This is a genomic window from Pseudomonas putida (assembly GCF_028682635.1).
Taxonomy (GTDB): Bacteria; Pseudomonadota; Gammaproteobacteria; order Pseudomonadales; family Pseudomonadaceae; genus Aquipseudomonas; species Aquipseudomonas putida_AE.
In genome coordinates, this window is record NZ_JANHLK010000009.1 from 129,259 (window position 1) to 145,445 (window position 16,187).

A 16,187-nucleotide genomic window follows, 5' to 3' on the forward strand; every position below is an offset into this window, starting at 1 on the left:
CGGCTAGGCTTTGCTCATCGCAGCAGTCAACGGAGTGACAGCTTATGCACAACACCCTGGAACAGGTTTTCGGTTATCCACAGTTTCGGCCCGGCCAGGAGGCAACGATCAGCGCAGTGCTGGCGGGGCGATCGGCGGCGGCAATTTTCCCCACTGGCTCCGGCAAGTCCCTTTGCTATCAGCTGTCGGCCGTATTGCTGCCGCACCTGACGTTGGTGGTCTCGCCATTGCTGGCGTTGATGCAGGATCAGTTGGCGTTCCTGCAACGCCACGGCATTGCGGCGGGCAGTATCGATTCGGCCCAGAGCCGCGATGACGCCAGCGATGTCATGGCCCGCGCCAAGTCCGGCGAACTGAAAATCCTGATGGTCTCCGTGGAGCGCTTGAAAAACGAGCGCTTTCGTAATTTCCTGCAGCAGGTGCCAATCTCGTTGCTGGTGGTGGACGAGGCGCACTGCATCTCCGAATGGGGGCATAACTTTCGCCCGGATTACCTCAAGCTTCCGGACTATCAGCGCCAGTTCAATATCCCCCAGGCGTTGTTGCTGACCGCCACCGCGACCCCGAAAGTGATCGCCGACATGCAGGCGAAATTCGCCATCGAACCTGGCGACGTGGTGACCACCGGTTTCTATCGGCCGAACCTCAATCTGTGGGTGGAGCCGGTTCGCGGCCAGGACAAGCGCCGACGCCTGGTTGAATGGATGAGCCAGCGACCCGGCCAGCCGAGCATCGTCTACGTCACCCTGCAGAAAACCGCCGAGCACATTGCCGAACATCTGCAGCGCCATGGCATTCAGGCCGAGGCTTATCACGCCGGTCTGCCTCACGAGCAGCGCGAGGGCATCCAGAGGCGTTTCATGGGCGGGCAGTCCAATTGCATCGTCGCCACCATCGCTTTCGGCATGGGCATCGACAAGAGCGATATCCGTAACGTCGTGCATTTCGACCTACCCAAATCGATCGAAAACTACAGCCAGGAAATCGGCCGTGCCGGGCGTGACGGGTTGCCATCGGACTGCCTGGTGCTGGCCAACCGCGACAGCCTCAACGTGCTGGAAAACTTCGTCTATGGCGACACGCCTGAACTGGACGGTATCCGCTGCGTGCTCGACGAGATGCAGGCCGCCGCGCCCGAGGGACAATGGGAGTTTCTGCTGGGGCCACTGGCGGACCAGAGCAACATTCGCCAGCTGCCGCTCAAGACCTTGCTGGTTCAGCTGGAGCTTCGTGGTCTGATCGCTCCGCGTTATGCCTACTACGCCGAATACCGGTTCAAATATCTGCAGGAGCCCGAGCAATTGCTGGCGCGCTTCGAGGGTGAACGCAGGGATTTCGTCGCGGCGATCATCCAGACGTCCCCGCGCGCGCGTACCTGGGCCACGGTGAATTTCGATGCGCTGTACGAACAGCATCAGGCCGAGCGCAGTCGGGTGGTCAAGGCGCTGGATTATTTCCAGGAAAAGGGCTGGGTCGAGCTTGAAAGCAAGCTGATGACCGAGGTCTACAGCCTGCTGCAAACCGATTTCGACAGTGCCGAGTTGAGTGCAGAGCTGCACGCCGGCTTCACTCGGCATGAACAGACCGAGGTTGCGCGGATACATGCCATGCTCGATTTGTTCGCCACTGATCGCTGCCTGGGTTATCGCCTGGCCGAGTATTTCGGCGACGAAAATGTGCCCCGTCAGTGTGGGCATTGTTCGGTTTGTCACGGGCAAGTCGCACGACTGCCAGCACCCCCGGAGTTGCCTGCGCTTGTGGATAAAAATTTCGAGGCGCTGTGTAGCGATTTTATCCACAAGCATGAACAACACACGGGGAGTTTGCCGTCGGCCGAGCGTGTGACGCGGTTTCTGTGCGGGATCAGTGTGCCCTTGTTTACCAAGCTCAAGGTGCGGACGATTTCGGGATTTGCGGTGTTGGAAGATTATCCGTATGCCGAGGTTCGAGGGTGGGCCGAGGCACACCTCTAACCCGTGTGTGGGCGCATCCATCCGCTGAATGTTGCTCATCACAGGAATAAATTTCAAAAAAGCGCAGCGGCTGACTATGGTGAGGGCTGTCTTCGGATCGCCAACAAGAGAACAGAACATGAGCCAGACACCGTTCGATATTCAGCGCGCAGCCGTGATCGGCGCGGGCACCATGGGCCGTGGCATTGTCATGTGCCTGGCCAACGCCGGGGTGGCGGTGCAATGGGTCGATAACAATCCGCAGATGCTTGAACAGGCACTGGTCACCGTGGCGGACACCTACGCCCATAGTGTTCGGCAAGAACGCATCGATCAGGCCGAGGCCGATGCCCGTATCGCGCGGGTCACGGCAGCGGCCAATTATGCGGCCATCCGTGACGTCGACCTGGTGATCGAAGCCGTTTACGAAAACCTCGAGCTCAAGCAGTCAATCTTCCGCGAACTGGATGGCCTGCTCAAACCTGAAGCCATTCTGGCGAGCAATACTTCAGCACTGGACATTGATGCCATCGCTGCCGTTACACGCCGTCCGCAACAAGTCCTGGGCCTGCACTTTTTCAGTCCGGCGCACATCATGAAGCTGCTGGAAATTGTCCGTGGTGCCCAGACTGCACCAGCGGTGCTTGAGGCCGCACTGGTGTTGGGCAAACGCATGGGCAAGGTCAGCGTGGTGTCGGGCAATTGCGACGGCTTCATCGGCAATCGCATGCTCAATACCTACGTGCTGGAGGCGCGCAAAATGCTGCTGGAGGGTGCTTACCCTTACCAGGTGGATGCGGCGCTGCAAGGTTTCGGTTTCGCCATGGGGCCATTCCGCATGTTCGACGTGGTAGGCGTCGATTTGCAATGGCGTGCCCGGCAACTGTCCGGCGTTGGGCAGGATGCGCCAGAGGTGCAGGTGGATAACCGTCTGTGTGAATTGGGTCGTTTTGGCCAGAAGAGCGGCGATGGCTTCTACCACTATGAACCGGGTAGTCGTCAGGCTGAGCACGACCCGCAGGTCGATGTGCTGGTACTGGAAGTCAGCGAAGGGCTGGGGTTCCATCGTCGCGAGATAAGCCAGGAAGAAATCCTGGAGCGCTGCCTGCTGGCGCTGGTCAATGAGGGCGCGAAGATTCTTCAGGAAGGCATCGCCGGATCGGCCCATGACATCGATCTGGTTTACCTCAACGGATACGGGTTCCCGGCGGACAAGGGCGGGCCGATGGCCTGGGCGGATCAGCAGGGGTTGGCGGATATTCATCAGCGGCTGTTGGCACTGGAGACCCGCCAGGGCGATCACTGGAGCCCGGCGCGGTTGATTGGTGAGTTGGCGGCGGCGCGGAAAGGGTTTGCCGACAAGTAATTGATATGGCGCCTGTTCCGGCGCCTTCGCGAGCAAGCCCGCTCCCACAGTTGAAGGCGTTCCACTGTGGGAGCGGGCTTGCTCGCGAAGAACGATAACCCGGTTTTTCGCCTTAAATTGGTCATCCAACCCCAGGAATCAACGCTGATGCCCCAACGCTCCGACTACCCGCACTTGCAACCCATCACCACCCGTTGGCACGACAACGATGCCTACGGTCACGTCAACAACGTCACCTACTACAGCTACTTCGACACGGCGGTGAACACCTACCTTATCGAAGTCGGTGGGCTGGACATCCACGATGGCGAGGTGGTGGGTTTCGTGGTGAGTTCGGCCTGTGATTACTTTGCTTCCATCGCCTTCCCGGATCGGATCGAGATCGGCTTGCGGGTCGGCAAGTTGGGCAGCAGCTCGGTGCAGTACGAATTGGCGGTGTTCAAGCAAGGGGAAGACGAGGCCTGTGCGGCGGGGCGCTTCGTGCATGTGTTCGTCGACCGGGCATCGAATCAGCCGGTGGCGATTCCGCTCGGGTTGCGCAGAGCGATGGAGCGCCTGGTAGTTTAAAACGGGCAAAAAAAATCGCAGCCCTTGGGCTGCGATTTTATCTATCAGTGAACCGCCTGGTATTCCGGGATCAGTCACGATGGCGATAGTACTTGTGATGCTTGCGGTGGCCATACGCATGACCGCGACCTGGATGGCCGTCACGGTAGTAACGACGATCATCATGACCGCGATATCGACGACCGTCATGATCATCGTCATCATCATCGGCTTTGTTGCCCATATAGTTACCCAGCGCGCCACCGGCACCGCCGCCTGCTGCGGAGCCGATCAGGCTGCCGGTGGTGCCGCCAACGCTGCGGCCAACCACGTTACCGCCTGCTGCGCCCAACGCACCGCCAATGGCGGCTTCGCCACGGCTGCGTTTGTCTGCGCCGACTGCGCTACCACCCGCGCCGCCCAGGGCCGCGCCGATGGTGGAACCTGTATTGCCGCCCAGCGATTGGCCGACGACCGAGCCCAAAACCCCGCCCAATGCGCCGCCCACACCTGCTTCGGTGGTGCCGCCAGCAGAGGCCATGCCACTGACCAGGCCAAGGGACAACAAGAGAATCGAGGAGAACTTCATGGAGGAACCTCAAGGGGATGACGACGCGATCCTGAGGCTGTGTCATGGGCGTGACAATCGAAATCCGACGAGTAACACGACTTGAGCACATTTCTATAAGTTGCTGTTTTTTGGGCGGAACTTAATGGTTTTTCGCCGGTCTTTAGTTACTTCGGACAGGCCGTTTTTGTGAAAAACGGCCTTTTTTGTGGGCGTTGGGAAACTGTTTCATCCGGATTATTTGTTGGATGATCCACCGCTTTCGCGAGCAAGCCCGCTCCCACATTGAATACCAGGCGTACATAAAATCTGTGTTCGCTGAAGATCAAATGTGGGAGCGGGCTTGCTCGCGAAGACGCCAGTCCAGACGCCGAATCAGGCCGACCTGGCCATGATCAACCCAGTCTCACTCGCCGCTTCCAACCGGATCGCCACGAACTTCGACGTTGGTGTATGGCTGCCATCCCCGGTGCTCTCCAGCGGCACCAGCGGATTCACTTCCGGATAATACGCCGCTGCTTGCCCCGCCGGGATATCGAACGCCAAGAGCGTGAAGCCCTTTACCCGTCGCTCCAGGCCATCATCCCAGATCGACACGATGTCCGCCTTCTGCCCCGGCTTGAAGCCCAGGCGAATGATGTCAGCTTCGTTGACGAACAGCACATCACGTTGGCCTTTAACCCCGCGGTAACGGTCATTGAGACCATAGATCGTGGTGTTGTACTGATCGTGGGAGCGCATCGATTGCATGATCAGGTCCGGCAACACACCGGTGGCGCGGGTACGTTCGTGAACCAGATCCCTGGGCAGCGCGTTCGGGCGGAAGTTGGCCCGGCCGGATGCGGTATTCCACTTGCGCGCGCCGGCGCTGTTGCCCAGGTAGAAGCCGCCTGGGTGCTTGACCCTTTCGTTGAAATCCTTGAAGCCTGGGATGGTATCGGCAATCAAGTCGCGGATGCGCCTGTAGTCGGCAACCAGCCAGTTCCAGTCGACCGGATGGCTGCCCAGGGTCGCGGCGGCGATGCCGGCCAGGATCGCCGGTTCCGAGCGCATCTGGTTCGACAGTGGCTGCAACTGTCCGTTGGAGGCGTGGACCATGCTGAACGAATCTTCGACAGTCACCGCTTGCGCGCCTTCAGTCTGGATGTCGATGTCGGTACGGCCCAGGCACGGCAGGATCAGGGCGTCTTTGCCGTGAGTCAGATGGCTGCGGTTAAGCTTGGTGCTGATCTGCACGGTCAGGTCGCAGTTGCGCAGGGCCTGGAAGGTGCGCGGGCTGTCCGGGGTGGCTTGAGCGAAGTTGCCACCCAGGCCGATGAAGACTTTGGCCCGGCCTTCGGCCATGGCATGAATCGCCTCGACCACGTTGTGGCCGTTTTCCCGCGGAACCTTGATCTGGAAGCGACGCTCCAGGGCATCAAGGAACGCCACGGGTGGCCGTTCGTTGATGCCCATGGTCCGGTCGCCCTGCACGTTGCTGTGGCCACGCACCGGGCACAGGCCGGCGCCTGGCCGTCCGATGTTGCCGCGCAGCAACATCAGGTTGGCGATTTCCTGGATGGTCGCGACCGAATGGCGATGCTGGGTGATGCCCATGGCCCAGCACATGATGACGTTCTTGCCCTTGGCGTACATGCGCGCCGCTCGCTCGATTTCCACCAGGGGCAGGCCGGACTGCTCGACGATCTGCTCCCATGGGGTTTCGTCGATGGCGGCCAGGTAGTCCAGTACATTGACGCTGTGTTCATTGAGGAATGCGTGATCGAACACCGCAGGCTCGCCCGCATTCTGTGCATCACGCTCCCATTGCAGCAGGAATTTCGCCATACCCCGCATGATCGCCATGTCGCCGCCCAGCGCCGGACGGAAGTACGCGGTGTTGGTCGGTTTGTCGCCATTGGTGAGCATTTCGATCGGGTGTTGCGGGTGCTGGAAGCGCTCCAGGCCACGCTCTTTAAGTGGGTTGATGCACACCACTTGCGCGCCGCGTTTGACCGCTTCACGCAACGGTTCGAGCATCCGAGGATGGTTGGTGCCGGGGTTCTGGCCCCAGACGAAAATCGCATCGGCGTGTTCGAAGTCGTCGAAGGTCACGGTGCCTTTGCCGACGCCGACACTTTGTGACAACGCAACGCCGCTGGCTTCGTGGCACATGTTCGAACAGTCGGGGAAGTTGTTGGTGCCATAGGCGCGCACGAACAGTTGGTACAAGAAAGCCGCTTCGTTACTGGCCCGGCCGGAAGTATAGAACTCGGCCTGGTCCGGGCTCGCCAAGCCGTTCAGGTGTTTGGCGATCAGCGCAAAGGCAGCGTCCCAACTGATCGGCTTGTAGCGATCGGTCTCGGCGTCATAGCTCATCGGCTCGGTCAGCCGGCCCTGATATTCAAGCCAGTAGTCGCTTTGCTCCAGCAGCGAAGTGACGCTGTGTTTGGCGAAAAAACTGGCGTCGACGCGGCGTTTGGTCGCTTCCCAGTTCACCGCCTTGGCGCCGTTCTCACAGAACATCACCATGCCGGCTTCGTTGGAGTCACCCCAGGCGCAGCCGGGACAGTCGAAGCCGCCGTTCTTGTTGGTCTTGAGCATCATGCGCAGGTTTTTCAGCGCGTTGTCGCTGGTCAACCAGGCCTGGGCGACGCTGATCAGTGCGCCCCAACCTCCGGCCGGGCCTGTGTAGGGTTTGTAGCGAGGGACAGGTTTCTGGTCGGCTTGACGGTGTTGACTCACGCTTGGTTCTCCAACGCTGGGCTGTAGACCCGCGGCGCATTCTTTTGTGGCAGATGGATGAGATTGAGGTTGTGGCGACGGGCCCATTGCACGGCGAGCCCTGTCGGAGATGACAGGCTGACCAGGGTCTGGATGCCGGCGCGCAAGACTTTCTGGATCAATTCGAGGCTGCAGCGACTGGTGACGATCGCCAGCCCGCCTGCCGTCGGAATATTTTGCCGGATCAAGCCACCGATCAATTTGTCGAGGGCGTTGTGCCGGCCGATATCTTCACGGCCCAGCAACAGTTGGCCCTGATCGTTCATGAACACGGCCGCGTGCACCGCCCCGCAGTGCTGGCCAAGCGGCTGGAACGCGCCAATGCGCTGGCGCAGGCCATCGAGCCATTCAATGGGTGGCAGCGGGGCGCCGGGCAATACCTGGAGGTCCGGCAATGCCTGCTCGACCGCTTCCACGCCGCACAGCCCGCAACCGCTGGTACCGGCCAGTTGCCGACGCTGTTGCTTGAGGTTCCAGAACGCGCGATTGGCGATGGTCACTTGCGCGTACTGCGCCGAGCCCGAGCCGCTGAGTTGCAGGTCATAGATGTCCGTGGCGTCCTGGATGATGCCGCTGCCCAGGCTGAAGCCGACGATGAAGTCTTCAAGGTCCGTGGGCGTTACCAGCATCACCGCCTGGCTGATGCCGTTATAGGCAATCGCCAGTGCGACTTCCTCGGCCAGCGCGGTGCTGGCCGACTCCGAATGTTCGAGGTTGCTGTAGCTGTACGTTTGGCTGGCGTCGGGCGCGGGCGTTTCGAGGGCAGGCGCCGCGCAGGCTGGGCGCTTGGCGTTCATGGCATCACCGAGGGTTTGATCAGCTTTAAGACTAGGCGCGGCAACTTGTCACGTCTAATCGCTATTACTGATCTGCCGATAGATGCCGTCGATCAAGCGCCGATCAACGATTGTTGATAAAGCGCAAAACAGGCCTCCGCCAAGGCCGAGCGTGGCGCGCTGCGTCGCATGATCAGCCCCAGCCGGCCAAGGGTCTGGGCGTTTTCGATCGGTTGCAGGCGCAAATGATCGGTCAGTCCTTCCAGGCCTCCGTCCAACGGCATCACCGCGCAGCACAAGCCACCGTGCACAGCTTGTAACAGTTGATGAACGGCATCGGTTTGCAACAAAGGCTGCGGGTTGAGCCCTCGACTATGGAAGTTGTGGTCGATGGACTGGCGAAAGTGCATGCCGCTGGTGAGCATGCCCAGCGGTAATTCGATCATCGACTCCCAACTCAGCGGTGTATCGCCAAAGGTAAAGAAACGCTGATCGTAGAGCAGGCCCATGCGGGTTTCACTGAAGGTCAGGGAATCGAAGCGCTCGGCATCCAGGCGTTCGAGGTAGGACACGCCGAGGTCCAGGCGATTGTTCGCCAGTTGTTCGAGGATCTGCTCGGAACTCAGTGCCGAGAGTTCGAAGCGCAGGTTCGGGTGTTCCGTGTGCAGGCGTTGCAGCAGCGGCAAGGGATCGAAGCTCGACAGCGGCACCACGCCCAGGCGCAGGGTGCCGACCAGGTTACCGCGACAGGCGGCCGCCTCGGCGTACAGGCCATCATAGGCCGCCAGAACGGTGCGCGCCCAAGCCAGCACCCGCTCGCCAGGTGCAGTGAAGCCTTCGAAGCGCTGGCCGCGATTGACCAGCGGCAGGTCGAGTTCTTCTTCGAGGCTGCGCAGGCGCATGGACAGGGTCGGCTGGGTAATGTGGCAGCGCGCGGCGGCCTGGCCGAAATGGCGGGTTTCGTCCAGAGCGATGAGGAATTTCAGCTGCTTGATGTCCATCTTCGTTCCTGGAGGCGGGAAGGGGCGATTCTATCGCAAGCGGCGTCATTGGTCGGTTTGGATTGGCAAATGACTGCCGTGGTCTAGGCTTTTGCGTCTGGAACCCGAAACCCAAGGAGAGCGAAACAATGAGCCTGTTCAGTTTTCTAAAAGAAGCCGGTGAAAAAATCCTCGATGCGTTGACGCCGGACAAAGCCGAAGCCAACAGCGAGGCGTTGACCAAGCATGTGCAGAGTGCGTTGACGGGGATCGACACTTCCAAGATTCAGGTCAAGGTCGAGGGCGATAAGGTCATCGCCAGCGGCGAAGCGAATACGCAGGAAGAGAAGGAGAAAATCCTCCTGGCCCTGGGCAATGTGGCAGGTGTCAGCGGTGTTGAAGACGAGATCACTGTTACTGGACCTGTGGTCGTGGCGGCGAAGTTTGTTGTGGTCGAGAAGGGCGACACCCTGAGTGCCATTTCCTTGCGCGTGTATGGCAATGCCAACCTGTACAACAAAATCTTCGAGGCCAACAAACCCATGCTCAAGGATGTGAACAAGATCTATCCGGGGCAATCGTTGCGGATTCCCGAATAATGTGAGGCTCTGTAGGGCTGCCGCAGGCTGCGATCTTTTGATCTTGTTTTTAAAGATCACAGTCAAAAGATCGCAGCCTTCGGCAGCTCCTACAGGGAATCAAAGGCCGGTTATCAAATCCCGATAATCACCCACTGCGGCAAATTCAGCGGTGTCCTTGGGCCCCTTTTGGCTGTCCGGCTCTTTCACGGCCAGCAAATGCCCCACACCAAAATCCCGCGCACTGCGCAGGATCGGCAAGGTATCGTCGATAAACAGGCTGCGCGCCGGGTCGAAGTCGATGTCGGCCTGCAAGGCATCCCAGAACTGCGGGTTTTCCTTGGGGAAACCGTAATCGTGGGAGCTGATCAGGCGCTCGAAATAGGGTGCCAGTTCGATTCTTTCCAGCTTCAAGGACAGCGAATCGCGGTGCGCGTTGGTGATCAGCACCACGCGTTTGCCTGCACGCTTGATCGCGGCCAGGAAGGTGTCCGCATCCGGGCGCAGGGCGATCAGATGAGCGGTTTCCAGTTTCAGCTCGCGCACCGGCAGCTTCAGTTCGGCACTCCAGAAATCCAGGCAGTACCACTGCAGCTGGCCAGCATTGCGTTCAAACAGGGGCTGCAGTTCCATATCGGCCATGGCCCGACTCACTCCGTGCCATTCGGCATAGCGCTTTGGCAGGTGCTCCAGCCAGAAATGGTTGTCGAAGTGCAGGTCCAGCAGCGTGCCGTCCATGTCCAGCAGAACGGTATCGATATCGCGCCAGGGCAGCAGGGACATAAAAACTTCTCCAGCGGTAAAAAAAGGTATCCGGGGACAACAAACAGGATAGGCCGGGTATAGTAACCCGCTATCGCCCAGGAGCCGCTCATGCGCCAGAAACCCACCATCCTCGCCCGCGAGATTGTCGCCACCAGCCGTTTGTTCTGCGTCGAGGAACTGAAGCTGCGTTTTTCCAATGGCGTGGAGCGCACCTATGAGCGGCTGGTCGGCAAGGGTGCAGGTTATGGCGCCGTGATGATCGTGGCGATGCTCGATGCGGACCATGCTGTCCTGGTCGAGGAATACTGCGGTGGTACCGATGAATACGAATTCTCGCTGCCCAAAGGCTTGATCGAGCCAGGTGAGGACGTTCTGGCGGCAGCCGAGCGCGAGCTCAAGGAAGAAGCCGGTTTTGGCGCGCGACAGCTTGAGCATTTGACCGAGCTGTCGCTGTCCCCCGGTTACATGAGCCAGAAAATCCAGGTGGTCTTGGCCACTGACCTGTACGAAGAACGCCTGGAAGGTGACGAACCTGAGCCGATGGGCGTGGACAAGGTCAACCTGCGCGAGTTGTCGGCGCTGGCGCAGAACCCGAAGTTCACCGAAGGCCGGGCCTTGGCAGCCTTGTACCTGGCCCGTGACCTGTTGACCCAGCGCGGGGTGTTCCAGCCATGAATTTTCCCCACCCATTGATGGCGCCGGTGGTCGAGCTGGCGTTGCAGGCCGGCGATGCGATCCTGCCATTTTGGCGCACCGGCACGCAGGTGACCGCCAAGGCGGATGATTCACCCGTGACGGCCGCAGACCTGGCCGCTCACCATCTGATCCTGGCCGGGCTGACGGCACTCGATCCGAGCATCCCGGTGCTGTCCGAGGAAGACGCCAACATCCCCCAGAGCGTACGCGCCGGATGGCAGCGCTGGTGGCTGGTGGACCCGCTGGACGGCACCAAGGAATTCATTTCCGGCAGCGAAGAGTTCACCGTCAACATCGCGTTGATCGAGCAGGGGCGCGTGGTATTTGGCGTGGTGTCGATGCCGACCAACGGGCGTTTCTATGTCGGTGGTGCCGGGTTCGGCGCGTGGCGTGGCGATCAAGGTGGCACGCCCGTGGCGATTGCGGTGCGTGATGTTCCGGCCCCCGGTCAGCCGTTCACCGTGGTTGCCAGCCGTCGCCATTCCAGTCCAGAGCAGGAACGCTTGCTGGCTGGGTTGAGCGCCAGCCTGGGAGAACTGGAACTGGCCAACATCGGCAGTTCTCTGAAGTTCTGCCTGTTGGCCGAGGGGGCGGCGGATTGTTATCCACGCCTGGCGCCGACTTCGCAGTGGGATACAGCAGCGGCTCAAGGCGTGCTGGAAGGGGCGGGTGGCGAGGTGCTCGATTTGAAGGGGGCGCCGTTCTGTTATCCGGCGCGGGAGTCGCTTTTGAATGAGTTCTTTTTGGCGCTGCCGGCCAAGGCTGCTTGGCGGGAGCAGTTGTTGGCGTTGGCTCGAGGTTAAAATCAAAAGATCGCAGCCTGCGGCAGCTCCTACAGGGGTATTCGTATGGCTGCGATTTTTGCGTTAGCGGTGTAGCACGTATTGCCCGACAAACTTCACCGCATCCTCATCGCTACCCGCATTCACCACTCGCGTATGCAGGCTCAATCGCGCCCGTCCGTACCGCTGATACATCGCCAGGAATTTCTTCCACACCTGCGCACTCGGCGCCTGGCAAATGGCGTGTGCATCGCCTGTCACTGGCAGCGGGTAGTTGATCTGCCCTTCCTGAATAACGATGTGCCCGTCGCTTATCCCTTCTTCTTTCAGGCGTAAATGCAGCCAGCCCCAACCGGCCAGTACCGCGCCGCAATACAGGCTGCCGCCGAACATGGTGCTCTTGTGGTTGACGTTGGCGTCCAGCGGCAAGTACAGGCGCAGTTGCTGATCGTGCCAGTCGAGCACCTTGAGGCCCATGTCCCGGGTGAGGGGAATGTCGTGGTGGAGGACGGATTCCAGTTGACGACTGTCGCGGCTCATTCAGGGGCCTCTTGTTTGTAGTGGATGAGTGGGCGGCAGCTCAATCGAGGTCGTCGCCATGGGTGGAGGTGCCGCTGTCGGCAAAGCTCAGGCCGTGCTTGCGCAATTTGTCATGCAAGGTCTTGCGTGGAATGCCAAGCGCCTCGGCGACGCTGCGTACCGAGCTGTGCGAGCGCGCCAGTTCCGCGGCAATCAGGGTTTTTTCGAAGTTTTCCACCTGCTCGCTCAACCCGCCGCTGACCATGTCTACCGTCGTGCCAACCGAGCCTTGCACCTCGTTGTTATCCAGCGCCAGTTCCAGGCCCAGGGCGAAGCGTTCGGCCGCATTTTGCAGTTCGCGCACGTTGCCAGGCCAAGTGTGGCGCAACAGCAGGGCGCGTTGCCCGGGTTGCAGTTCATGCGGCGGCAAGCCGTGGCGGGCGCTGGCTTCATCGGCGAAATGCTGGAACAGCATCAGCGCATCTTCACCGCGTTCGCGCAGTGGCGGAATGCGCAGGGGCGCGACGTTCAGGCGATAGTACAGGTCGGCGCGGAAGCGCCCCTGATCGGCGGCCTGACGCAGGTCTTCCTTGGTGGCGGCGATGATGCGGATGTCCAGCGGGATCAGTTGATTGCCGCCCAGACGTTCGACCACCCGCTCTTGCAGCAAGCGCAGCAATTTCACCTGGACGTCCAGGCTCATGCTTTCGATCTCATCGAGAAACAGCGTGCCGCCGTTGGCAAACTCGAACTTGCCGATGCGGCGTTTCTGCGCACCGGTGAAAGCGCCTGGCTCGTGGCCGAACAACTCGCTTTCGACCACCGACTCGGCCAGCGCCCCGGCATTGATCGCCACGAACGGACCATTGCGCCGATTCGACAGGTCATGCAGCGCGCGGGCCACCACTTCTTTGCCGGCCCCGGTCTCACCGAGGATCAACACGTCTGCCCGGGTCGCCGCCAAGGCGCCGATTTGCTCGCGCAGGCGCAGCATCGAGGGCGAGTGTCCGACCAGGCGTGTGCTCAATTCATTGCGATCGCTCAGGGCCAGGCGCAGGCTGCGGTTGTCCAGCACCAGTCGGCGCAGGGCCAGGGCGCGGCGAACGCTGTCGAGCAGGGCGTCGCTGGCGAAGGGTTTTTCCAGAAAGTCATAGGCCCCGGCGCGCATGGCTTGCACCGCCAGCGGCACATCGCCGTGGCCGGTGATCAGCAGCACCGGCAGTTCCGGGTCCTGGGCGTGGAGTTCGGTCAGCAGTTCGATGCCGTCCATGCCCGGCATGCGGATATCGCTGACGACCACGCCCGGCCAGTCGCGCTCCAGTTGCGCGGCCAGGCCCTTGGCTTCTGCCAGCGGCAGAATCTTCAGGCCGGCCAGGTCCAGGGTCTGGCTCAAGGCCTGGCGCAGATGGGGATCGTCGTCGATCAACACGACCTGGATGCGGTTGTCGATGGTCATGCACTTCGGTCCTCGGACGGTTGCAGGCTCACACCCGGTGCGCCTGCGCGCAGTTTAAGGGTAATCAGGGCGCCGCCTTCCTTGTGGTTGGCGAACGACAGTTCGCCGCCGAAGGCGCGCATCAGGGTCTCGCAGATCGCCAGCCCCAATCCAAGGCCCTGGGTGCGGGTCTTGGTGGTGTAGAAGGGCTCGCTGGCGCGGCCGAGGGCCTCCAGGCAGAAACCGGGGCCGTTGTCGCGAATGTACAGGTTGACGCCATCGGCCGTGGATTGGGCACTCAACCAGAGTTTTCGCGGCGGGCCTTTTTCCGTCAGGGCATCCAGGGCGTTGGCCAGCAGGTTGCCCAGCACCTGGCGCAGGCGGGTTTCTCCGGCCTCTACCCACAAAGTGGCGGCGGGCAAGTCGCGGATCAACTCGACTTCCATACTGCGCCGACGCTTGGCCAGCAAGGCCAGGGCATCGTCCAGCGCCGGTTGCAGGGCGACGCTCTCCGGGGCATGGCGATCGCGCCGGGCAAAGGCGCGCAGGTGAGCAATGATCGACGCCATGCGGCCGGTCAATTCGCTGATCAGCTTGAGATTGCCGCGGGCATCGTCGGTGCGCTGGTGGTCGAGCAGCACTTCGGCGTTTTCCGCGTAGCTGCGGATGGCCGCCAAGGGTTGGTTGAGTTCATGGCTGATGCTTGCCGACATCGTGCCCAGGGCCGACAGCTTGCCGGCCTGCACCAGGTCATCCTGGGCGCGAACCAGTTCTTGCTGGGCCTGTTCGCGTTCCAGCACTTCCTGTTTGAGTCGACGGTTGAGGCCCTCAAGATCACTGGTGCGCTCGGCCACCCGGCCTTCCAGTTCGCGCCGGGCCTTGGCTTCGAAGGCGATCCGTTCCAGGTAGTGGCGGCGGCGTTGCATCATCAGGCCGAGCAACAGCATCAACACCAGCAGCGTCGCGCCACCGATGGCGAGCACCGTGCGCACCGGGCGATCTATCAGGGTGCGCGGGGCGAGGATGCTGACGTTCCAGCCGGTTTCCGCGATCGCCTGGGTCTGGGTCAACCAGGCGTTGGGATTGAGCTTCAGCGGCTTGGGTTCGCGGGTGGGGTAGGGCTGGATCGCGGTGATTGCCTTGCGCTCTTCTTCGCTCAACTCACGGGTCGAACGAAAGCGCCATTCGGGGCGCGAGGTGAGGATGACCACGCCGTTGTGATCGGTCAGCAGCAGTTGCTCCGGGGTTTTGCCCCACAGGCTTTCGGTGTGGTCGAGGTCGACCTTGACCACCAGCACGCCAGTGATCTTCTCGCCCTCGCGCACGGCAGCGGCGAAGAAGTAGCCACGTTTGGCGGACGTGGTGCCCAGGCCGAAAAAACGTCCGAGTCGACCGGCCATGGCTTCGCTGAAGTACGGCCGGAAGGCAAAGTTACGACCGACGAAGCTGTCGTGCTTATCCCAGTTGGAGGCGGCCAGGGTCTTGCCCGTGGTGTCCATCAGGTACATGACTTCGGCGCCGGTCTGGGTGCTGATGTTTTTCAGCAGACGGTTGGCGTTGCCCTGGGTGACGCCATCGTCCGGCGCGCCAAGCACGGCGCGCAGGGCTGGCAGGTCGCCGAGGATCTGCGGCAATACTTCATAACGATGCAGGGTGCCCAGCAGGTTGGCGACGTAGAGATCGAGGGTCTGGCGATTCTGCCCGGCCAGTTCGCTACGGTAATAGCGCTCGGCCAGATGCTCCAGCGGCCACAGCAAGGGCGCCAGGCACAACGCGAGCAGGGCCAGGCTGCGCCAGCGGGGTCTGCGGGGAAGGGTCGGAGTCATGAGCATCGAGCGCCTGGGGGTACAGGTGCATTATGCCTAGGCTTGCCGACGCAGTCTGCGCGCTGAAAAGGGCGCCGCCGTTTCAGTCGAAGACGTCGGCGTCCTTGAAGAATGCGGCGGCCTGATCCCTGGCCGACAGTTGCGGCGCTGTATCCAGCGGCGGCCACTCGATGGCCAGGTCCGGATCATCCCAACGAATGCTGCGCTCGGCCACCGGGTTGTAGTACTCGGTGGTTTTGTAGAGAACCTCGGCGAAATCACTCAACACCAGGAAACCGTGGGCGAAACCCTTGGGGATCCACAGCTGGCGATTGTTCTGCGCAGAAAGGCGTACGGCCACCCATTTGCCGAAATGCGGCGAGCTGCGCCGCACGTCGACGGCGACATCAAGAATTTCCCCGGCGCAGGCCCGAACCAGCTTGTCCTGGGTGTTCTCCAGTTGGTAATGCAGCCCGCGCAGCACGCCTTGTTGCGAGCGCGAATGGTTGTCCTGAATGAATTGCGTATTCAGGCCAGTGGCTTCCTTGAAAGCCTTGGCGTTGAAACTTTCGTAGAAAAACCCCCGTTCGTCACCGAAAACCTTGGGCTCGATGATCAAAACACCGGGCAGGTCGGTGGTCACAACATTCATGGGT

At 61.1% G+C, this 16,187-nt stretch carries 15 protein-coding genes; 6 read left to right on the top strand and 9 right to left on the bottom strand.

Annotated features, from left to right (window positions below; all coding sequences use genetic code 11):
* Nucleotides 1-44: 44 nt before the first annotated feature.
* The 3 genes from NPS56_RS13770 to NPS56_RS13780 all read left to right on the top strand — a co-directional run bounded on the left by NPS56_RS13770 (nucleotide 45) and on the right by NPS56_RS13780 (nucleotide 3,885).
* Nucleotides 45-1,973 carry a RecQ family ATP-dependent DNA helicase gene (locus tag NPS56_RS13770; RefSeq protein ID WP_274075095.1) on the top strand — a complete coding sequence of 643 codons (1,929 nt, stop codon included), beginning with the start codon at nucleotides 45-47 and terminating at the stop codon, nucleotides 1,971-1,973.
* 118 nt (nucleotides 1,974-2,091) lie between these two features.
* Nucleotides 2,092-3,318, top strand: a complete 1,227-nt coding sequence (locus tag NPS56_RS13775; protein WP_274075096.1) for a 3-hydroxyacyl-CoA dehydrogenase — start codon at nucleotides 2,092-2,094, stop codon at nucleotides 3,316-3,318.
* Nucleotides 3,319-3,465: 147 nt separating this feature from the next.
* Entirely contained in the window at nucleotides 3,466-3,885 is a 420-nt protein-coding gene (locus NPS56_RS13780; RefSeq protein WP_274075097.1) for an acyl-CoA thioesterase, read from the top strand.
* A 70-nt stretch (nucleotides 3,886-3,955) separates the two neighbouring features.
* Here NPS56_RS13780 and NPS56_RS13785 read toward each other — a convergent pair whose 3' ends face one another.
* The 4 genes from NPS56_RS13785 to NPS56_RS13800 form a co-directional block, all read right to left on the bottom strand.
* Entirely contained in the window at nucleotides 3,956-4,453 is a 498-nt protein-coding gene (locus NPS56_RS13785) for a glycine zipper domain-containing protein (RefSeq protein ID WP_274075098.1), read from the bottom strand.
* 354 nt (nucleotides 4,454-4,807) lie between these two features.
* Nucleotides 4,808-7,156, bottom strand: a complete 2,349-nt coding sequence (locus NPS56_RS13790) for an FdhF/YdeP family oxidoreductase (RefSeq protein ID WP_274075099.1) — start codon at nucleotides 7,154-7,156, stop codon at nucleotides 4,808-4,810.
* Entirely contained in the window at nucleotides 7,153-7,992 is an 840-nt protein-coding gene (gene fdhD, locus NPS56_RS13795) for a formate dehydrogenase accessory sulfurtransferase FdhD (protein ID WP_274075100.1), read from the bottom strand. Before fdhD ends, NPS56_RS13790 begins: the two co-directional genes overlap by 4 nt.
* A gap of 92 nt (nucleotides 7,993-8,084) precedes the next feature.
* Nucleotides 8,085-8,972, bottom strand: coding sequence for a LysR family transcriptional regulator (locus tag NPS56_RS13800; protein WP_274075101.1), 888 nt, complete (start codon nucleotides 8,970-8,972; stop codon nucleotides 8,085-8,087).
* A 128-nt stretch (nucleotides 8,973-9,100) separates the two neighbouring features.
* On the opposite strand from NPS56_RS13800, the gene lysM reads away from it, so the two are divergent.
* Nucleotides 9,101-9,550 carry a peptidoglycan-binding protein LysM gene (gene lysM / locus NPS56_RS13805; RefSeq protein WP_274075102.1) on the top strand — a complete coding sequence of 150 codons (450 nt, stop codon included), beginning with the start codon at nucleotides 9,101-9,103 and terminating at the stop codon, nucleotides 9,548-9,550.
* Nucleotides 9,551-9,649: 99 nt separating this feature from the next.
* Here lysM and yrfG read toward each other — a convergent pair whose 3' ends face one another.
* The gene (gene yrfG / locus NPS56_RS13810) at nucleotides 9,650-10,312 is read right to left on the bottom strand and encodes a GMP/IMP nucleotidase (RefSeq protein WP_274075103.1); all 663 of its coding nucleotides are present in this window, start codon (nucleotides 10,310-10,312) and stop codon (nucleotides 9,650-9,652) included.
* A 90-nt stretch (nucleotides 10,313-10,402) separates the two neighbouring features.
* Here yrfG and nudE point away from each other — a divergent pair, with 90 nt between their 5' ends.
* Both nudE and cysQ read left to right on the top strand, forming a co-directional pair.
* Nucleotides 10,403-10,969: an ADP compounds hydrolase NudE gene (gene nudE / locus NPS56_RS13815; protein ID WP_274075104.1), complete on the top strand. Its 567-nt coding sequence runs from the start codon at nucleotides 10,403-10,405 to the stop codon at nucleotides 10,967-10,969.
* Nucleotides 10,966-11,793 (top strand): 3'(2'),5'-bisphosphate nucleotidase CysQ, encoded by an 828-nt coding sequence (gene cysQ, locus NPS56_RS13820; RefSeq protein WP_274075105.1) that lies wholly within the window; start codon nucleotides 10,966-10,968, stop codon nucleotides 11,791-11,793. The genes nudE and cysQ overlap by 4 nt, the downstream gene beginning before the upstream one ends.
* A gap of 63 nt (nucleotides 11,794-11,856) precedes the next feature.
* On the opposite strand, the gene NPS56_RS13825 is transcribed toward cysQ, so the two are convergent.
* From NPS56_RS13825 to rfbC, 4 genes are all read right to left on the bottom strand, one after another.
* Entirely contained in the window at nucleotides 11,857-12,312 is a 456-nt protein-coding gene (locus NPS56_RS13825) for a YiiD C-terminal domain-containing protein (protein ID WP_274075106.1), read from the bottom strand.
* Between the two features lie 40 nt (nucleotides 12,313-12,352).
* On the bottom strand, nucleotides 12,353-13,747 hold the full coding sequence (locus NPS56_RS13830; protein WP_274075107.1) for a sigma-54-dependent transcriptional regulator: 1,395 nt from the start codon (nucleotides 13,745-13,747) through the stop codon (nucleotides 12,353-12,355).
* Nucleotides 13,744-15,552, bottom strand: a complete 1,809-nt coding sequence (locus tag NPS56_RS13835; RefSeq protein ID WP_274075108.1) for a sensor histidine kinase — start codon at nucleotides 15,550-15,552, stop codon at nucleotides 13,744-13,746. The genes NPS56_RS13830 and NPS56_RS13835 overlap by 4 nt, the downstream gene beginning before the upstream one ends.
* Nucleotides 15,553-15,634: 82 nt before the next feature.
* On the bottom strand, nucleotides 15,635-16,183 hold the full coding sequence (rfbC, locus tag NPS56_RS13840) for a dTDP-4-dehydrorhamnose 3,5-epimerase (RefSeq protein WP_274075109.1): 549 nt from the start codon (nucleotides 16,181-16,183) through the stop codon (nucleotides 15,635-15,637).
* Between the last annotated feature and the right edge of the window lie 4 nt (nucleotides 16,184-16,187).